The organism is Micromonospora sp. LH3U1 (genome assembly GCF_028475105.1).
In the GTDB taxonomy this organism is placed as follows: Bacteria; Actinomycetota; Actinomycetes; order Mycobacteriales; family Micromonosporaceae; genus Micromonospora.
Genome location: NZ_CP116936.1, coordinates 6,199,527 through 6,218,194 on the forward strand (window position 1 = coordinate 6,199,527; position 18,668 = coordinate 6,218,194).

The 18,668-nt window shown below is 70.3% G+C and carries 13 protein-coding genes and 1 pseudogene; 4 read left to right on the forward strand and 10 right to left on the reverse strand.

Annotated features, from left to right (window positions below; genetic code table 11):
* Nucleotides 1-45: 45 nt before the first annotated feature.
* Entirely contained in the window at nucleotides 46-2,451 is a 2,406-nt protein-coding gene (pcrA, locus tag PCA76_RS28410; RefSeq protein WP_272613506.1) for a DNA helicase PcrA, read from the reverse strand.
* A gap of 302 nt (nucleotides 2,452-2,753) precedes the next feature.
* On the opposite strand from pcrA, the gene PCA76_RS28415 reads away from it, so the two are divergent.
* Entirely contained in the window at nucleotides 2,754-3,185 is a 432-nt protein-coding gene (locus PCA76_RS28415; RefSeq protein WP_336298026.1) for a chorismate mutase, read from the forward strand.
* Nucleotides 3,186-3,381: 196 nt separating this feature from the next.
* Here the strand turns inward: PCA76_RS28415 and PCA76_RS28420 are convergent, their stop codons facing one another.
* From PCA76_RS28420 to PCA76_RS28450, 7 genes are all read right to left on the reverse strand, one after another.
* Nucleotides 3,382-4,395: an ABC transporter ATP-binding protein gene (locus PCA76_RS28420; protein WP_272613507.1), complete on the reverse strand. Its 1,014-nt coding sequence runs from the start codon at nucleotides 4,393-4,395 to the stop codon at nucleotides 3,382-3,384.
* Nucleotides 4,388-5,416: an ABC transporter ATP-binding protein gene (locus PCA76_RS28425; RefSeq protein ID WP_272619694.1), complete on the reverse strand. Its 1,029-nt coding sequence runs from the start codon at nucleotides 5,414-5,416 to the stop codon at nucleotides 4,388-4,390. The genes PCA76_RS28420 and PCA76_RS28425 overlap by 8 nt, the downstream gene beginning before the upstream one ends.
* Before the next feature lie 26 nt (nucleotides 5,417-5,442).
* Nucleotides 5,443-6,411: an ABC transporter permease gene (locus PCA76_RS28430; RefSeq protein WP_272613508.1), complete on the reverse strand. Its 969-nt coding sequence runs from the start codon at nucleotides 6,409-6,411 to the stop codon at nucleotides 5,443-5,445.
* A complete protein-coding gene (locus PCA76_RS28435; protein ID WP_088950152.1) occupies nucleotides 6,404-7,330 on the reverse strand; it encodes an ABC transporter permease in 927 nt (308 codons plus the stop codon). The genes PCA76_RS28430 and PCA76_RS28435 overlap by 8 nt, the downstream gene beginning before the upstream one ends.
* 148 nt (nucleotides 7,331-7,478) lie before the next feature.
* Nucleotides 7,479-9,116, reverse strand: a complete 1,638-nt coding sequence (locus PCA76_RS28440; protein WP_272613509.1) for a peptide ABC transporter substrate-binding protein — start codon at nucleotides 9,114-9,116, stop codon at nucleotides 7,479-7,481.
* A gap of 594 nt (nucleotides 9,117-9,710) precedes the next feature.
* Entirely contained in the window at nucleotides 9,711-10,397 is a 687-nt protein-coding gene (locus PCA76_RS28445; protein ID WP_272619696.1) for a response regulator, read from the reverse strand.
* Nucleotides 10,398-10,399: 2 nt separating this feature from the next.
* Complete coding sequence (locus tag PCA76_RS28450) at nucleotides 10,400-11,665, reverse strand: ATP-binding protein (RefSeq protein WP_272619698.1); 1,266 nt, start codon at nucleotides 11,663-11,665, stop codon at nucleotides 10,400-10,402.
* A 155-nt stretch (nucleotides 11,666-11,820) separates the two neighbouring features.
* On the opposite strand from PCA76_RS28450, the gene PCA76_RS28455 reads away from it, so the two are divergent.
* The 3 genes and pseudogenes from PCA76_RS28455 to PCA76_RS28465 all read left to right on the forward strand — a co-directional run bounded on the left by PCA76_RS28455 (nucleotide 11,821) and on the right by PCA76_RS28465 (nucleotide 15,650).
* Nucleotides 11,821-13,629 (forward strand): PspC domain-containing protein, encoded by a 1,809-nt coding sequence (locus tag PCA76_RS28455; RefSeq protein ID WP_442930170.1) that lies wholly within the window; start codon nucleotides 11,821-11,823, stop codon nucleotides 13,627-13,629.
* Nucleotides 13,626-13,847, forward strand: a pseudogene (locus PCA76_RS32915) (hypothetical protein); the annotation flags it as partial. The gene PCA76_RS28455 and the pseudogene PCA76_RS32915, both read left to right, overlap by 4 nt.
* Nucleotides 13,848-14,396: 549 nt before the next feature.
* Nucleotides 14,397-15,650 (forward strand): phosphatidylserine decarboxylase, encoded by a 1,254-nt coding sequence (locus PCA76_RS28465; RefSeq protein WP_272613510.1) that lies wholly within the window; start codon nucleotides 14,397-14,399, stop codon nucleotides 15,648-15,650.
* A 57-nt stretch (nucleotides 15,651-15,707) separates the two neighbouring features.
* Here the strand turns inward: PCA76_RS28465 and PCA76_RS28470 are convergent, their stop codons facing one another.
* Nucleotides 15,708-16,646: a CDP-alcohol phosphatidyltransferase family protein gene (locus PCA76_RS28470; RefSeq protein ID WP_272619701.1), complete on the reverse strand. Its 939-nt coding sequence runs from the start codon at nucleotides 16,644-16,646 to the stop codon at nucleotides 15,708-15,710.
* A 345-nt stretch (nucleotides 16,647-16,991) separates the two neighbouring features.
* Nucleotides 16,992-17,927 (reverse strand): NUDIX hydrolase, encoded by a 936-nt coding sequence (locus PCA76_RS28475; protein WP_272613511.1) that lies wholly within the window; start codon nucleotides 17,925-17,927, stop codon nucleotides 16,992-16,994.
* Nucleotides 17,928-18,668 lie beyond the last annotated feature (741 nt).

The window sequence follows — 18,668 nt, forward strand, 5'->3', positions numbered from 1 at the left end:
AGGAGGCCACTCTTTCCTTGATTTAGTGCGATCTTGGGGCGCCGGTCAGAGCTTGTCGACCGGGGCGTGCCGCAGCACCAGCCACATGGTCTGATCGCCGAAGTCGATCTGCGCACGGGCGCCCGGGCCGTGGCCCTCGACGGCGAGCACCCGCCCCAGCCCGTACCGCTGGTGATTGACCCGGTCGCCAGCAGACACCTTCGGCCCCTGCGGCAGCTCACTGGCCGTGGTCAGCCGACTGGCGTCCACGCCGAGCCGCTGGGCCAGCTGAGCCGCCTTCGGCGTGCCCCCGGTGAAGGTGCCCCGGCCGCCGGGCGTGCGGTCCGCACGGCCGCCGACGCCGCCGCCTCCACCAGCCCACGAGGTGTACGACCCTTCGGTGCGCTCCCAGTGCACCAACTCCGTCGGCAGCTCCTCCAGGAACCGCGACGGCGGGTTGTAGGACGGCTGCCCCCAGGCCGAGCGTGTCACCGCCCGGGAGAGGTAGAGCCGCTGCCGGGCGCGGGTGATGCCGACGTACGCCAGGCGGCGCTCCTCCTCCAACTCGCGGGTGTCGCCCAGCGAGCGGAGGTGCGGGAAGACGCCGTCCTCCAACCCGGTGAGGAAGACCACCGGGAACTCCAGCCCCTTGGCGGTGTGCAACGTCATCAGCGTGACCACGCCCTGGTGGTCGGGGTCGTCAGAGGGGATCTGGTCGGCGTCGGCGACCAGCGCCACCTGCTCCAGGAAACCGGCCAGGGTGGCCCGCTCCCCCTCCTCGCCCAGCGCCTCGATCCGCTCGGTGTACTCCCGGGCGACACTGACCAGCTCCTGGAGGTTGTCCACCCGGCCGGCGTCCTGCGGGTCCAGGCTCTCCTCCAGCTCGGTGAGGTAGCCCGAGCGGGTCAGCAGCGCCTCCAGCACCTCTTCCGGGGTGCCGGTCTCGGACAACTCCCGGGCGCCGTCGAGCAGCGCCACGAAGTCCCCGATGCCGTTGGCCGCCCGGCTGGAGATGCCCGGAGCCTCCCTGGCCCGGCGCAGCGCCGCGCCGAACGAGATCCGGTCGCGGCTGGAGAGGGCCTCGACACACGCCTCCGCGCGGTCGCCGATCCCCCGGCGCGGGGTGTTCAGCACTCGCCGCAGGCTCACCGTGTCGTCGTCGTTGACCACCGAACGCAGGTACGCCAGTGCGTCGCGGACCTCCTTGCGCTCGTAGAAGCGCACCCCGCCAACCACCTTGTAGGGCAGGCCGACGCGGATGAACACCTCTTCGAAGACGCGGGACTGGGCATTGGTGCGGTAGAAGACCGCGACGTCGCCGGGACGGGTCTCGTCGGCGTCGACCAGCCGATCGATCTCCCGGGCCACCCAGTCGGCCTCGGCATGCTCGGTGTCGGCCACGTACCCGACGATCTGCTCGCCGGCGCCGGCCTCGCTCCACAGCCGCTTGGGCTTGCGGGAGGTGTTCCGGTCGATCACCGCGTTGGCCGCGTTGAGGATGGTCTGCGTGGAGCGGTAGTTCTGCTCCAGCAGGATCGTCCGCGCGTCGGTGAAGTCCCGTTCGAACTCCAGGATGTTGCGGATCGTCGCACCCCGGAACGCGTAGATCGACTGGTCGGCGTCGCCGACCACGCACAGCTCGGCGGGCTCCAGCCCGTCGGTGCCGGAGACCAGCTCCTTGATCAGGACGTACTGGGCGTGGTTGGTGTCCTGGTATTCGTCCACCAGCACGTGCCGGAACCGCCGACGGTAGCTCTCCGCGACGTGCGGGTGGGACTGGAGCAGGTGCACCGTGGTCATGATCAGGTCGTCGAAGTCCAGTGCGTGCGCCTCACGCAGCCGGCGCTGGTAGAGCGTGTACGCCTCGGCCAACGCCCGCTCGTTGGGCCCGCTGGCCCGCGCCGCGAACTGCTCCGGATCGATCAGCTCGTTCTTGAGATTGGAGACCTGCGCGGCCAGCCCGCGCGCCGGGTAGCGCTTCGGGTCGAGATCGAGCTCGCGGGTGACCAACTGCATGAGCCGGCGGGAGTCGTCCGCGTCGTAGATCGAGAACGTCGACTTGAGGCCGGCGTGCTCGTGCTCGGCGCGCAGAATTCGGACGCAGGCGGAGTGGAACGTCGACACCCACATCAGTCGGGCCCGGGGGCCCACCAACGCGGCGACGCGCTCCTTCATCTCGCCGGCCGCCTTGTTGGTGAAGGTGATCGCGATGATCTCCCCGGGATGTACGTCCCGTGCGGCGAGGAGGTAGGCGATCCGGTGCGCGAGCACCCGGGTCTTGCCCGACCCGGCGCCGGCCACGATCAGCAACGGCGAGCCGGCGTGGCTGACCGCGTCGCGTTGGGGCCCGTTCAGCCCGTCGAGCAGCTGCTGCGGACCGAGGCGCGCAGCAGCCGGCCCGGGTCGGTGCGGGCGGGCCGGCGCGGACTCCGGCGCAGGCGGGGACGCGGGGATGTCGAAGAGAGGATGCATCGCCCGACAAGTCTATGCCGCCACCCGGACACTTCCCGACCGCGCGCTACCACCACCCTCCGCGCCCAGCGGCAAGAAAGGCCCCCTACTCAGCGCCGAATGCTTGCGCACCCGGTGTCGACGTGGGCATACTCGACGGCGTGTTCGCTCAGCGCTACTACTTTTACTACGGCACCGGGAGTCCGGCTGCCGTAGGTCGCGCCTGATCGATTCAGACCTACGAAAGCCCCGGGCTCCTGGAGTCCGGGGCTTTTTCCGTCCCAGGTTCCGGGCACCGGGCGCCACAGTGCGAGAGGTACCCGATGATGACAAACGTGATGGAGCAGAGCGGCGGCCCGATCCGACCGGAGGCTGGGCAGCCCGCGGTGAACGGGAGCGAGCCGGCGGTCCCCGTGCCGCCGACGGCAGGGAACGCTGGGCCGGCCGAGGCGCAGACCGGCACCGAAGAGCCGTCCGCCGCCGCGCGGATCGTGCAGATCAGGGAACGGATCGACGAGATCGACCACGCGCTGATCACGCTCTGGCAGGAGCGGGCCGCGTTGTCCCAGGAGGTCGGCACGACCCGGATGGCGTCCGGCGGGACACGCCTGGTCCTCTCCCGGGAACGGGAGATCCTGGAGCGGTTCCGGGTCGCGCTCGGCGCCGACGGCACCCAGTTGGCCCTGCTGCTGCTCCGCGCGGCCGCGGGCCGCTGTGAGCCGCGACCCGCGGTGAGGCCGCGCGGCCCGCGGTGACACCGCGCCCGCGGGGAACGACATCGGCCCCACGTGGCCACGCGGGCCGCTGTGAGCCCCGCCGGCGCGCCGTCGGCTGCCGGGGCGACCCCGACTACCGAGCGACCGTTCGGCGCGGGAGCGGCCCGATCCTGGTCTTGGAAAGACGAAACCGCCTGCCGGCGTCGTGGTGACGTCGGCAGGCGGTTCCGGTGACTCACGCCTCGTGAGTGGCGACGATCTCGCGCCGCTCCGCGAAGTGGCAGGCGCTCGGGTGGTCCGTGCCCCGCCGGATCTCCAGCAGCGGCACCTGCTCGGCGCAGACGTCCTGCGCCTTCCAGCAGCGGGTCCGGAACCGGCAGCCCGAAGGCGGGCTGATCGGCGACGGCACGTCACCCGTGAGCCGGATGATCGTCTTGTTGTTCCGCTGTGTCGGGTCCGGAACCGGCACCGCCGAGAGCAGAGCCTGCGTGTACGGGTGGGTCGGCCGCTCGTAGATCTCGTCCTCGGTGCCGATCTCGACGACCTTGCCGAGATACATGACCGCGACCCGGTCCGAGAGGTGGCGGACCACCGACAGATCGTGGGCGATGAAGACGTACGAGAGCCCGAACTCGTTCTGCAGCTTCTCCAGAAGGTTCATCACCTGGGCCTGGATGGAGACATCCAGCGCCGACACCGGCTCGTCGCAGACGATGATCTCGGGCCGCAGCGCGAGCGCACGGGCGATGCCGATGCGCTGACGCTGACCGCCGGAGAACTGGTGCGGGTACCGGTTGATGTGCTCCGGGTTGAGCCCGACCAGGTCGAGCAGCTCCCTGACCTTGGCCCGACGGCTGCCCTTCGGCGCCACCTCCGGGTGGATCTCGAACGGCTCACCAAGCAGGTCGCCGACGGTCATCCGCGGGTTCAGCGAGGTGTACGGGTCCTGCATGACCAGCTGGATCTGCCGGCGGAGGCGCCGCAGCGCCCCACCGGACAGCTTGGAGGTGTCCTGGCCCTTGTAGATCACGCTGCCAGCGGTCGGCTTCTCCAGGTTCATCAGAACCCGGGCGAGGGTCGACTTGCCGCAGCCGGACTCGCCGACCACGCCGAGGGTCTCACCGGCACGCAGGCCGAACGAAACTCCGTCGACCGCCTTGACCTGACCGACGGTCTTCTTGAACACCACACCCTGGGTGACGGGGTAGTGCTTGACCAGGTCACGGACCTCGAGGATGTTCTCAGACACGGTTCACCAGCTCCTCGGCGAAGTGGCAGGCGCTGGCCCGCGCGTTGCCCACCTGCAGCAGCGGCGGGACCTTCTCCCGGCACACCGGCTGAGCCATGGGGCAACGCGGGTTGAACGGGCAGCCCGGTGGGATGTTCATGAGGTTCGGCGGAAGGCCCTTGATCGTCCGGAGCTGCTGCCCCTTCTCGTCCAGGCGCGGGATCGATTCGATCAGGCCGATCGTGTACGGGTGCGCCGGCTTGGCGTACAGGTCGTACACATCGGCTTCCTCAACGATCCGACCCGCGTACATGACCGCGATCCGGTCCGCGACGTCGGCGACCACGCCGAGGTCGTGGGTGATCAGGATCATGCCCATCTGCCGCTCACGCTGGAGCTCGGCGAGCAGGTCCATGATCTGGGCCTGCACGGTCACGTCGAGCGCGGTGGTCGGCTCGTCCGCGATCAGCACCTCGGGGTCGAGCGCCAGCGACATCGCGATCATCGCGCGCTGCCGCATACCACCGGAGAACTGGTGTGGGTAGTTGTTGAACCGGTCCTTGGCGTTCGGGATCTTGACCTGGTCGAGCATGTCGATCGCGCGCTTCTTGGCCTCCGCGCGACCCATGCCCCGCCGGACCCGGAACTGCTCGGCGATCTGGAACCCGACGGTGAAGACGGGGTTCAGCGCGGAGAGCGCGTCCTGGAAGATCATCGCGATGCCCTCACCGCGGATGCGGCGGCGCTCCTCGTCGGACATGCGGAGCATGTCCTTGCCGTGGAAGCGGACATGCCCACCGGTGACGAAGCCGGGCGGCGTGTCGAGGATGCCCATGATGGTCTGCGCCGTGACGCTCTTACCGGAGCCGGACTCGCCCAACACGGCGAGGGTCTCCCCCGCGTCGACGTGGTACGTGACCCCGTTGATGACCTTTGCGACGCCGTCCCGGGTACGGAACTCCACCCGCAGGTCGTCGACCTCGAGCAGCCGGCCGGAGGGACGTCCGGACCCGCCGGGTCCCGGCGCGGACTGCTCGGACACGAGAATGTCGGACAACTGGATCTCCCCTAGCGGAGTTTCGGATCGAGGGCCTCGCGGACCGCCTCACCGAGCATCACGAAGCTCAGCACTGCGGTGACGAGGAACGCGGCGGGGAAGAAGACCAGCCCTGGCGCGACCCGGATGAAATCCTTACCGTCGCTGATCATGATGCCCCAGGACACCACTGGCGACTTCAGACCGACGCCCAGGAACGACAGGGTGGCCTCGGCGCCGATGAACGAGCCGACCATGATCGTGCCGTAGACCAGCAGCGGGGCCAGGCAGTTCGGCAGCAGGTGCTTGAGGATGATCCGACCGGTGCCGGCACCCAGGGCGCGGGCCGCGACGATGTAGTCGGCTTCCTTGGTGGCAAGCACCGAGGAACGCATCAGGCGCATCACGACCGGCCAACTCAGCACGACCAGCGAGACGATCACCAGGCCCATGATCTCGGCCTTGCTGTTGCCGGCGGTCGAACCGTTGAACGTGGTCAGAATGACGATCGCGCCGAGCACGAAGGGCAGCCCGAAGAAGACGTCGGCGATCCGGCTCAGCAGTCCGTCCACCCAGCCACCGCGGTAGCCGGAGATGATGCCCATGGCGCCGCCGACGAGCAGGGTGCCAATCACGGAGAGCACGGCGACGATGACGGATGCCCGCGCACCGTAGATGACCCGGGCGTAGACGTCGCGGCCCTGCACGTCGTAGCCGAACCAGCCATCGGCGGACGGCTTGTTGAGGCTGCGGGACAGCGACCCGTTGACCGCGTCGCCCGGGGCGAACAGCGCCGGGAAGGCCGCCATCAGCAGGAAGATCACGATCAGCGTGGCGGAGATCCAGAACAACGGCTTGCGCCGAAGGTCCCGCCAGGCGTCACCGAGCAGGCCACGAGGCTTTTCGTTGCTCTGCGGCTGGCCCACGGTGGCAGGGGCGGCAGAGTCGGTCGGGTGCGCGCCAGGGGTACTGACGATCGATGCGGTACTCGGGTCACTCATAACGGATCCTCGGGTCCAGGGCGGCGTAGAGCAGGTCAACCAGCAGGTTCATCACGAGATAGACCAGCACTAGGACGACCACGATGCCCACCACGGTGGCGCTCTCCTTGGTCACGATCGCGCGGTAGACCGCGCGGCCGATACCGTTGATGCCGAAGATCCCCTCGGTGACGATCGCGCCGCCCATCAGGGCACCGAGGTCGGTGCCGAGCAGGGTGACCACCGGGATGAGCGAGTTGCGCAGCAGGTGCACGCCCACCACCCGACGCATCGGCAGACCCTTGGCGATGGCGGTGCGCACGTAGTCGGCACGGCGGTTCTCCGCGATGCTCGTACGTGCCACCCGGGCGATGTACGCCACCGACGCGCTGCCGAGCACGAAGCCCGGCACGATCAGCTCGGACCATCGCATCTCGGAGGACACGGTCGGCTTGACGATGCCCCACTGCACGCCCAGCAGCCACTGGAGCACGAAGCCGACCACGAAGACCGGCAGCGCGATCAGGAAGAGCGTGGAAACCAGGACCAGGTTGTCCAGGAAGCCGTTGCGCCGCAGACCGGTCAGCACGCCAGCGCCGAGGCCGATCACGGCCTCGATGGCGAGCGCCACCAAGGCAAGCTTCAGGGTGTTCGGGTACGCCGTCGCGATGATGTCGCCGATCTCGCGCTGCGAGAACGTCTGACCGAAGTCACCCTGGAGCAGGTTCTTCATGTAGTTGGCGTACTGCACGAAGACGTTCTGGTCAAGGTGGTACTTCTCAGTCATGAAGGCGATGTACTGGTCCGGGCAGCGTCGCTCGCCGCACTTGCCGGCGAACGGATCGCCCGGGACGGCCCAGACGAGCCAGTAGATCAGGAACGTCGTACCGATGAAGACCGGCACGAGTTGGAGCAGCCGTCTCAACAGATAACGGCCCATGGGGTGGTCCTCCAGACAGGGGGCGCGTCGGACGGCCGACACGGTGGTGACAACGTGCGAGTGGGGTGTTGTAACACCCGCTCGCGGAACGGCCCCGGGTCGGGCTCACCGGATGTGGCGAGCCCGACCCGGGGTCAGACCGTTCGGATCAGAGCTCGACCGAGGTGATGTCGAGTTCGCCGACGTTGTTCAGCTCGAGCTTCTTGATCTTCTCCGAGTGGCCGGACTGCTGACCGTAGAAGTAGACCGGGATGCTCGGGACGTCCTGGTCGACCAGCTCGACGGCCTTGGCGAAGCCCTCGTGCGAAGCCTCCAGGCTCGGCGCGCCGCTGGCCGACTTGGCCAGAGCGTCGACGTCCTTGTTGCTGTATTCGCCGTCGTTCGAGGAGCCACCCGTCACGAAGAGCGGGTTGACCCAGTTCTCGACGTCCGGGTAGTCCTGCTGCCAGGCAGCACGGTACGGACCGTTCATCTTGTGCGCGTTGACGTTCTGGCGGAAGACCGCGAAGGTCGGCACGCCCTCGGCCCGAGCCTCGATGTTGAGGTTGGTCTTGACCTGCTGCGCAACGGCGTCCATCCAGTCCTTGTGGCTGGAGTCCGCGTTGTAGTAGAAGACCATCTCACCGGTGAAGCCACCGGCCTCGGCCAGCAGCTGCTTGGCCGTGGTGGGGTCGAACTTGCAGGCGGTGCAGTTGCCCGGCTTGGCGCCCGGGGTCAGCGGGTTCGCCCAGCTGTCGGCCGGCTTGCGAGTGCCGAAGAAGATCTTGTCCGAGATCTCCTGCCGGTTCACGGCCAGCGACACGGCACGACGCAGCTTCGGGTTCGCGTAGCGCTTGTCGTAGATCGGGAACGCGATGAACGCGGTCGACGGCGTGACGGTCGACAGGCCCCGGTCACCGAGGTCGGTCTTCCACTTGTCACCGGCGAGCGCCGAGGTGGGGACAACCTCCATGAAGTCGAGGTTGTTCGCCAGCAGGTCGGCGTAGGCGGCCGTCTCGTCCTGGTAGAGCTTGACGTCGACGTCCTTGACCTTCATCTTGTCGCGAAGGTTGTAGTCGTCGAAGCGCGTCAGCTTGATGAGGACGTTGTCGTCCCACGACACGAACTTCACCGGGCCGTTACCGATCGGCTTCTTGCCGAAGTCCTCGGGCTTCATGGTGAAGAAGGCGTCCGGCAGCGGCATGAAGGCGCTGTAGCCGAGCTTGGTCGGGAAGACCGCGGTCGGCGCTGCCAGGGTGACCTCGAAGGTCTGCTCGTCGATGACCTTCAGGCCGGACATCTCCTTGGCCGACGGCTCCGGGGCCTTCAGCGGCTTGTCCGGGCCATCCGGGTCCTCGGTGTAGGTCTTGTCGAAGCCCGCGATGTCCGCGAAGAAGGTGCCGTTCTGCGCGCCGTTCGGCGAGTAGGCGGCCCAGTTCCAGGCGTCGACGAAGTTCTTCGCCTTCACCTCGGTACCGTCGTGGAACTTGGTACCCTTCTTGATCTTGATCGTGAAGACCTTGGAGTCCGTGGTGTTGATGGACTCCGCCAGCGCGTTACGCGGGGCCCCACCGTCGTTCGGGTACTCGACCAGGCCGGTCCACAGCCAGTCGATGACCTTGCCACCGCCGGTCTCCGTGGTGTTCGACGGGACCAGCGGGTTCTCCGGCTGGACACCGTGGACAACGATCGCGCCGTCCTTGCTGTCGGCAGCATCGCCATCGCCACCACTCGAGCAACCGCTCGCGACAAGCGCGGCAGCCGCGCTGAGCGCGATCGCGCTCGTCGCCCGCTTCGAGACTCTCATTCCGAGGGGCCTCCTCTTTCTAACCAGGTTCCGTCGTGGGTTTCACGCACGTTTGGGGGGTGACACCGCCCGACCACCCCGGGGCGCGGGTCGTCGGGACCACAGGGAAGTTGGAGACCCCCCTGATGTTTCCGATCCGCCGGGCTCCCCCTCCAACGAGGCGCGACACGACGCAGGAGGCACAGCCACGAACCGCCGCGAGCGGCGAGGACATGGTCATGGGCCGTACGGAGTGCCACACACCGATGGTGAGGTGCTGCCACTGTGACACCCACTGGCCGCTTCCGTGAAGGTGCCGTTATCAAGCCGTTAGTTGCCCGCCACGTTGCCGATACTTGAAAAATGATCATAAAACGGTTGCTGCGGGCAGCACTGAGCAGGAAATACGTTGCGCCACCCCGAACATTGGCCCTCGACCTGCGTTCAGCCCGGCGAGCTTCCGCGGGTCCACGGGTACGCGGTGGGACGTGCGTCACCACTCACGTTTCCACCCGTCCGGACAGGTCGACTACGGCTGCACGGGCACCATCACCGACTGGGTGGATGAGGTCGTCGAGATCATTTCTCTGATCCTCAGCCCGTGCTCAGGCACGGTCACACGAGCCGGCGATCCGCCGCCCAGCGGGAAAGCTCGTAACGGTTGGACATCTGAAGCTTGCGCAGCACGTTCGACACGTGCGTCTCCACCGTCTTGATGGAGATGAACAGCTCCTTGGCGATCTCCTTGTACGCGTACCCCCGGGCCAGCAGCCGCAGCACCTCACGCTCACGGTTGGTGAGCTGGTCCAGCTCGGGGTCGGCCACCGGGGCGTCCGGTCGTGCCGCGAAGGCATCCAGCACGAACCCGGCCAGCCGCGGGCTGAACACGGCGTCGCCATCGGCCACGCGACGGATCGCCGCGGCCAGTTCGTCCGGGGAGATGGTCTTGGTGACGTACCCCCGGGCGCCGGCACGGATCAACCCGATCACGTCCTCCGCCGCGTCGGAGACGCTCAACGCCAGGAACTTGACCTGCGGGTGACTGCGCCGCATCGCCTCCAGCACCGCACGTCCGCCGCCGTCGGGCATGTGCACGTCGAGCAGCACCACGTCCGGCGCAACGGCGGCGATCCGGGTCACCGCCTCGGCGACCGTGCTCGCCTCGCCCACCACCTCGACGTGGGCGCCCAACTCCGCGCGCACCCCGGCCCGGAACATGGCGTGATCGTCCACCAGAAACACCCGCAGCCGCTCGGGGCGGGCATCCGCCGGGTCGAGGTGCTCGGTCGACTGCTCGGCCATGGTCATCTGTTCCTCTCCGCTGCGGACGAGTCCCGGGAGATCGGCAGGATCAACCGGACCTCGGTCCCCTCCCCCGGGCCGGACCGGATTTCGGCCCGTCCGCCGTGCCGCTTCATCCGCCCGATGATCGAGCCGCGTACGCCGTGCCGGTGGTCCTCCACGGTATCCGGATCGAAGCCCTTCCCCCGGTCCCGGACGAAGACGCTGACCTGATCGGGCTCCACCTCGGCGTAGAGCGACACGGTCTGCACCTCAGCGTGGCGGGCCGCGTTGACCAGAGCCTCTCGCGCGGCCGCGACCAGCGCGCCGACCTTCTCGTCGGTCTCCCGGTCCCCGACCACCACCGTCTCCACGGTGATCGCGAAGGTGTCCTCGACCTCGGCTGCGGCCTGCTCCAGCGCGGCGGCGAAACGCTCACTCGGCGACGCCGTCGGCTTGTAGAGCCAGTTGCGCAGGGAACGCTCCTGCCCTCGGGCCAGCCGCTGCACCGTCTTGACGTCGCTGGCATTGCGCTGGATCAGCGCCAACGTGTGCAGCACCTGGTCGTGCACCATGGCGGCCAGCTCGGCCCGCTCCTGCTCGCGGATGCGCCCCTCGCGCTCCGAGCGGAGCTGGCTGTACGTCCGCCAGAGCACCGGCGCGGCGACCACGCCGACGCCCGCCAGCCCGACCAGTGCGAAGATCACGCCGTTGATGACCGCGTCGAAGTTCTGCGCCGGCGAGTAGACCGCCGCGACGCCGATGATGCCGACCGCGACCAGCACGCCACCGCCGATGAACCGGAGCACGAAGGCACGCCGGTCGCTCTCCTCGACGACCGCGCCGAGCCAGGGCACCGGCATCGTGTCACCCCACTGCCGCCGCCGCTCAGGCGCGGACTGGTGCCAGATGACCCCGGCGCCGACCGCGATGATGGCCACCAGCCAGCCGGCGGTGCCCGCCGCACCGACCGAGTCGAAGACCATCACCTGGATCAGCAGCACGCCGAGCCCGATCCCCACGAAGGGCAGGAGTTGGGCCACGTCGCGTCGGGGCGGCACCGCCGTGTCGCCGGGCCGCAGCGGCACCACCGCCCAGAAGGCCGCGTAGAGCAGCAGGCCGAGCCCGCTCAGCCCGAGCAGAACCATGAACGCGACGCGCACCCGCAGCACCGAGATGCCGAGATGGTCGGCGATACCGGCGGCGACGCCGGCGGCCATCCGGTGCTCGGGGGCCCGGTAGAGGCGCGGGGGCGGACTCACAGTGCTGATCGGAGGCTCCCTGGTCACGGTGGCGGACTGGTCGAGGTCGGTGAACCGATCGTCACACGCTGCGGCGTCCACGACCACGGGGACGCCCCCGACATTCCGGCCGCCGGATCTCAGGGTGGGGTCAGGGTCGGGTCCTGAGGTCGCTCGGGCTCACCTGGCAGCAGGATCGAAGCATGACCGAGGAAGCTGCCCCGCCACCCCGACCGGGGTCGGCACAGCCGGGCGGTTCATCACCGCCCCCGCCAGCCGCCACGCCCGCCGAATGGACCGAGCCGAGCACGTTCGGCCCGTACACCGGCTCCGGCTCCGCCGCCGACACCGCACCAGGCGATCCGGCCGGCGGCTACGGGCCGCCCGCCCCGGGCTACGGCCCGGGCCCGGGGTTCGCGGCCGGCACCGGCTACGGGGTCGGCGGCACGCCACCCGGGCAGGGTGGTCCCGGTCCGTCCGCGACGCCGCCGCCGCTGGGCGGCACTGGTTTCACCTCACGGTACGGGCTGGTCCGTCCCCGCGAGGGGCGGTATCTGGCTGGCGTCTGCGCGGCGATCGGACGAGCCACCAACACCGATCCGGTGCTCTGGCGGGTGCTGCTCGCGGTGCTCGGGTTCTTCGGGGGCATCGGCATCCTGGTGTACGTCGCCGCCTGGCTGATCATCCCGAACGAGGGCGACACCGCGTCCCCGGTCGAGTCCATGCTCGGCCGCGGTCGCTCCAGCATGTCGCCGGTGACGGTGATCATCCTGGGCATCCTGGTCGCGGCCAGCTTCGGCTACATCGTCACCGACGCCTTCCGCGCGGTGCTGCTCGGCGCGGCCATCCTGGTCGCCGGCGCGCTGCTGCTCAACCGGGACAGCCGCAACCCACAGCCCGGCACCCCGGGCGGTCCGGCACCGTCCGCGCCGTCCGGCACCCCGCCCGGTCCGGTCCCACCGGTGGCCTGGCCCGCGCCGTCGTACGGTGCGGCGCCGCCGACCGGCCCGCTGGCGACGGCACCGATGGTCGGCGGCGATACGGCATCCGCGACCGCGACGATGGGGAGCGCCCACCGTCACCACCCCGGCGTACGACGTGCAGCCGACCGCCACGGCGCAGCCGGTGTCCGGGGCGGGCCCGCTGTCCGGGCAGCCGGCCGGCACGACGACTGTCCAGGCCGGCTGGCCGGCACCGGCCACGGGCTGGCCGAGCACCGGCACGCCCAGCGCCGGTTGGCCGTCGGCGCCGGTGACCGGCGCACCCGCTGCCCCGTCCGGCTACCCGACCGCCGCGCCACCGTCCGGATACCGCCCCCGTTCGCGCCACACGGCCCGTACGCCTCGCCGGCCCCGGCCGCATCTCCCCCGCCCAAACCACCGAAGCCGCCGAAGCGCCCCCGGGAGCGTTCGCCACTCGGCGCGGTGACCTTCTCGCTGATCTTCCTGGTCCTCGGGGTGGTCGCCCTGCTCGACCTGCTGGACGTGTTCGCCATCAGCGCCTCGGCGTACTTCGCGGCCGCGCTGGCCACGATCGCGCTGGGGCTGCTGGTCGGCACCTGGTTCGGGCGGGCCCGCTGGCTCATCGCGCTCGGCCTGGTGACCGCGGCGGCGCTGGGCACGGCGACCGTCGCCGAGTCCTACGACCGGATCCGCGGGGTCGACGGCGCGGTGACCTGGGCGCCCACCGACTATCGCGACCTCGCCGACCGGTACGAGAACAGCTTCGGTGACGCCGTGCTCGACCTGCGGGGGATCGACTTCGCGAAGCGGGACAGCCAGGTGACCGTCGCCATCAACTTCGGCAAGGCGACGGTGGTCGTACCCCCGAACGTGGACGTCACCACGGTGGCCGACGTCAACGCGGGTGACGCCACCATCTTCGGCAACCGATCCGGAGGGCTGGACGGCCGCCTGCGGGAGATTACCGACCTCGGCGTGGACGGGCCCGGCGGCGGAACCCTGCGCCTCTACATCCATGTCAATGCCGGCAACCTGGAGGTGACCCGGTGAAGGCTCACCGCACGGATCTGGTGTCGTTCGCCTTCGGGCTCGTGTTCCTGGCGCTGTCCGCCTGGTGGCTGCTCGCCCAACTGCTCGGGCTCGCGTTGCCACCGGTCGGCTGGTTCCTGGCCAGCGCACTCATCCTGATCGGAGTCTTCGGGCTGGTCGGCGCACTGCGTTCGGGTCGGCCGGGCAGGCCGGAGCCGACCGCCGAGGCCGGTGCCACCGAGGCAGCCGCACCCGTCTCCGGCGCGTCTGTCTCCGGCGCGTCCGCGCCGGTTTCCGGTGCCGCCGTGCCGACCTCTGGCGCGGCTCTGCCGGTCTGGGAGGCCGAGCGGTCCACCTGGGACGCTCCCTTGCCGGGGCCGACGCCACAGACACCGACCACCGAGGTGATCCACCCGGCCTGGCTGGCTCATCCTCCGTCGGATCCGCAGACCGCTCCGGTGAGCGGCCAGCCCGACGACGGGACCGAGGAGCCGACCACCGGGATCCTCGCCCGACCGGTACCGGTCGAGGGGGACGAGCCGACCCGGCCCGACCACCCGGTCGAGGCCGTCGGCGATCAACCGGACGACGAGCGGGAGGGCCGGCGCAGGGAGGTCTGACCTCGGGCGCCTGCCGGCGTCGGCCTACTCCACCGCCACAGCGGTGCGGCTGGCGCGAACGGACGCATATGCTGGCCGGTGGAGATCTCGCCTCCGCCGGCCGGCCCGTCCCGCCATGGCGGTCCCGCCGCGATTCCCGTCTCTACCCCCGTCAGGAGCCCGCCCGACATGACCCAGTCCCCCGCCGTGCGTACCACCGGTCGGTCCGGTCCGGTCCGCATCGGCGAGCGAGCCGCCCGAACGCTCGTCACCGAACTGGCCCGGATCAACGATCCCAAGATCGCCCTGCTGGTCGGGGCGAGCCCGGAATCCGCGGTGCTGGCCGCGGCGATCGAGGCGCTGCTGCCCGGTGACCGTCTCACCGTGGTGCCCGCCGAGCCGTCCGGCGCTGCCGCGCTCCGCGAGCACGTCAACGCCCAGGGCAGCTGGGTCGCCGACCGGGTGGGCGTCGTCGACTCGCTGGCCGAGGCTGAGGCTGCCGGGGTCGTTATCGCCGGTGAGGTGTTCACCGGCACCGCCGAGGAGACCCGCAGCGGCATCGAGGGGCTGACCAAGTACCTCTCCGACGGCGCGGTACTGAGCGTGGCGACCACCGCCACGCCCGGCCGGACCACTGGCGCCGCCGCCGAACTGGCTCGACAGGACGCCCTCTACGGCGTCGGCGCCGATCTGGTGCTGCGCAACTCGCCGCCGGTACGGGTCTACCGGCTGCGGTTCACCCCGGCAAGCCCGGCCGCCGCCGACCGGCTGACCCCCGCGCACCGGCCGTCGAGTGTGCCGCTGACCCGCGGTATGCACATCGACTCCAACGGCGTGGCCGCCGCGGGCATCGCGCTGGGCCTCGCGGCGCTGGCCCGGGTGGCGCGTCCGTCGTCCAAGCTCTGGCTGCTGCCGGCGCTGGCCGCCGGGCCGGTCGCCGCGTTCTTCCGCGACCCGGAGCGGGACGTGCCGGAAGACCCGACCGCCGTGGTCGCCAGCGCGGACGGGCGGGTCCTGTCGGTGCAGCGGCTGCACGACGAGCGTTTCGGCGACGGCGAGTGGCTGCGGGTCGCGGTCTTCCTGTCAGTGCTGGACGTGCACGTCAACCGCGCCCCGGTCGCCGGCAAGGTGGTGGACTACTTCGTCGCCGACGGCGGCTTCGTCAACGCGATGAAGCCGGACGCCGAGCACAACGTGGCGGCGTACACCGTGCTGGACACCGCTCGCGGCACGGTGGTGGTCGCGCAGCGCACCGGGCTGATCGCCCGCCGGATCGTGCAGCGCGCGCCGATCGGCGCGCTACTGGCCAAGGGTGAGCGCTTCGGCCTGATCCGGTTCGGCTCACGGACCGACGTCTACCTCCCCGCCGAGGCCGCGGACCCGCTGGTCGGGCCGGGCGACAAGGTGGTCGGCGGGTCCACGGTCATCGCCCGCTGGCGCTGACCCGCCAACGAGAAACGGGGCGCCGCTGTTCGCGGCGCCCCGTTCTGTCTGCTCGGATCAGGCGGTACGACGCTGCCGCAGCCAGAGCACCGGCCCGCTGACCAGGTAGCCCACCACGATCAGGGCGAACGTGAGCCGGATGTCGACCAACGCGCCGATCACTGGGGCCAGCCAGAGCCACGGCGGCAGCTTCACCAGGCGGGCGAGCTTGGCGTACGGGAAGCTCGAAACCATCGCGAAGGCGAGCAGCGCCACCCCGGCGACCAGCACGGCACCGGGCACCGGCAGGCCGATCGCCACGGTCAGGGCGAGCACCGCGGCGGCCATGGTGGTGGGCACCCCGCAGAAGAAGCGGCCGTCCTTCGGCGAGACGTTGAAGCGGGCCAGTCGAATCGCGGCACACGCCGCGACCAGGGCGCACGCCACTGCCGCGGCGGCCGTGGAAACGGAGCCGGCGAGCGAGGCGTAGACCACGACCGGCGCGGCGAGACCGAACGAGCACATGTCGGCCAGTGAGTCCATCTGCGCGCCGAACGGGCTGGCCACGCCGAGCCGGCGGGCCAGTGCGCCGTCCAGACCGTCGAAGCCGACGCAGGCGATGAGGCAGAGCGCGGCGATGCGCACCTCGCCCTGCATGGCCAGGAAGATGGCCAACATGCCGAGCATCAGGCTGGCCAGCGTGCAGGCGTTGACCAGACCGAACTTCATCCGGCGGGCCATGGTGCGCTCGCCGGGGAGCAGTGGGATCGACCGGGACGAGTCTTCGTCGACGTGCGCCATCGGCGGCATCGCCGGGCTGACCGGCATGACCGCCTCGATCTCGGCCCGACCGACGCTCTGAGCCGGGCGGCTGAGCCGGTCCAGACCGTAGCGACGGCGCTGCCGGTCGGCGTACCGGTGCTCGGGCTGGGCTACGTCGGTCCCGTGCAGGTCACCGTCACGGCGACCAACCCGGACCAACAGCACCTGGCGGGCGAACGTGCTGCTGCGGCGCAACCGGCCCGCCCAGCGACGCCCTGCGGGGCGCGGACTGTCAGTCGTACGACGCCGGCGCCATGGGGCTCTCGGCACGTTTCCTCCATCACCGGATCGGCTTACCGCCGTGGGGCGGGTGTCCGGCTGTCTCGTGCCGGACCTTGCGTGGCCCGGCAGCCGTTTTGCGGAGTACACCATCGCATAGGGAAACAGGGCTTGGCGATAGCTGCCGGCGGTACTTATATCTGGCTTAAACCGCTCGAACCGCTCGCTTGTTCCCATCCCGGGCTTCATCGCCCGTTTCCTCCATCATTCCCGCCTTTGACTGTACCGGAGGGTCACCATGTCGGCTCACCGAGCGGTGTGCTATCGGCCACTCCGTCCGATTGCCGAGGCAGCGATATCGCTCAACGGCAGGTCAACGGCCTGGGCCCGCGTGAACCACCCAGCCCGCGCCGTCGAGCCCCCGGCGGATTCGGTGACCACCGCATCAGTAGGTACGTCCACAAGCACCCGATAGATCACCCGTACGCCATGCCAGTCCAACGGCCGACCTTCCGGGCCGAGTGCGGCAGGATTGTGCAGATTGTCGACGCCGAGGAGCTCCACCACCCGGCCCAGCTGACCACCCTCCTCGACCAACTCCCGAAGCAGCCCGGTAGTCGGCTGCTCACCATGATCGGTGCCACCGCCGGGCAGGTGCCACTGGCCGGCCCCCGGATAACCGTCCGCGATCTGCGTGAGCAGGATTCGCCCGGCCGGGTCGGTAACCAGCCCGTACGCCCCGAAGCGCAACCGGCGATCGGGGTGCGGCGGCGGAAACGGCTCGCGCGAACGGTGCGTTCCGGGCGGCAACGGAGTGACCGGCAAGCCGAGCACCTCGGCGGTGAACGGTGTCAGTGGCAGCTGCGCCACCTCGGCCAGCGTGAGCCACCGCCCCTGGTCGACCGGGCCGCCTCCAGCCTCACCAAGCGCGCCGCCGGCCACCGCGCCGCCGGCCAGCGTGCGGTCATGCGTGTTGAGCTCGAACAACAGCCGGTCAGTGTGCAGCGCGACGTCGTCCTCCAGATAGGGGCTCACGTCGGCGACCACCGCACGCAACCGACTCACCGCCACTGTCAGCCCGGTCTGCTCGGCAACCTCGCGGACCACGGCGCGCTCCGGGTGCTCAGCGTGCGCGACGGCCCCGCCTGGCAGCCGCCACACCCCCGGAAACTCACCCTCGACCCCGTCCCGAACAACCAGCACTCGGCCCGAGTCCCACAAAATCCCATAAACCCGGACCCGTCGCGCAAGTTCCATCCCCACCCACTCCGCTCCCCGCCGCAACGCCCGTCGATCATGAAGTTATCGCCATCCATCCCGGCGCGTCCTGACAATAACTTCATGATCAACGCGGAGTGGGGCGGCGGGGCGGCCTTGAGGGGTGCAGGGCTGGCGGGGGCCGCCGCGAGGGCTGCGGGGGGTGCGGGGGTGGCTGCGGGGCTGGCGGGAGCTGGCGGAGACGGCCCGGTGCGGCGGGGGTCAAGGGGCGGCCGGGCGGCCGGAGGTCGAAGGGCGGCCGGAGGTCGAAGGGCGGCCGGACGGCCGGGGTCGAAGGGCGGCCGGACGGCCGGGGTCGAAGGGCGGCCGGGGGTCGAAGGGCGGCGGGCGGCGGGCGGCGGGCGGCGGGCGGCGGGCGGGGACTCCTACCATTCCGGGGCCAGCCTGGTCGGGTCGGCGCACACCCTGCCGGGCGTCCGTTTCGCGCTATTCGTCCGCACTATGCCGGCCATTCGCGTTGCATGCAGGCGAGCCGGCAGGTGATCAACTCCGTTTCACTGATGTCGCGGCATCCCGTCGCTGGGATACCGCGATTTCAGCGAACACGAGTCGATCAGTCGGCTGCACCGCCTGGGCGCGAGCTTCCCGCCGACCGCGCCCCATCGAGCCTCCGGATCGCCGCCCGGCCACCCGACCGCGCGAGCACCCAACCGCCCGGCCACCCGACCGCGCGACAACCCGACCCACGGCCCCACGGCCCCACGGCCATCGGATGCACGA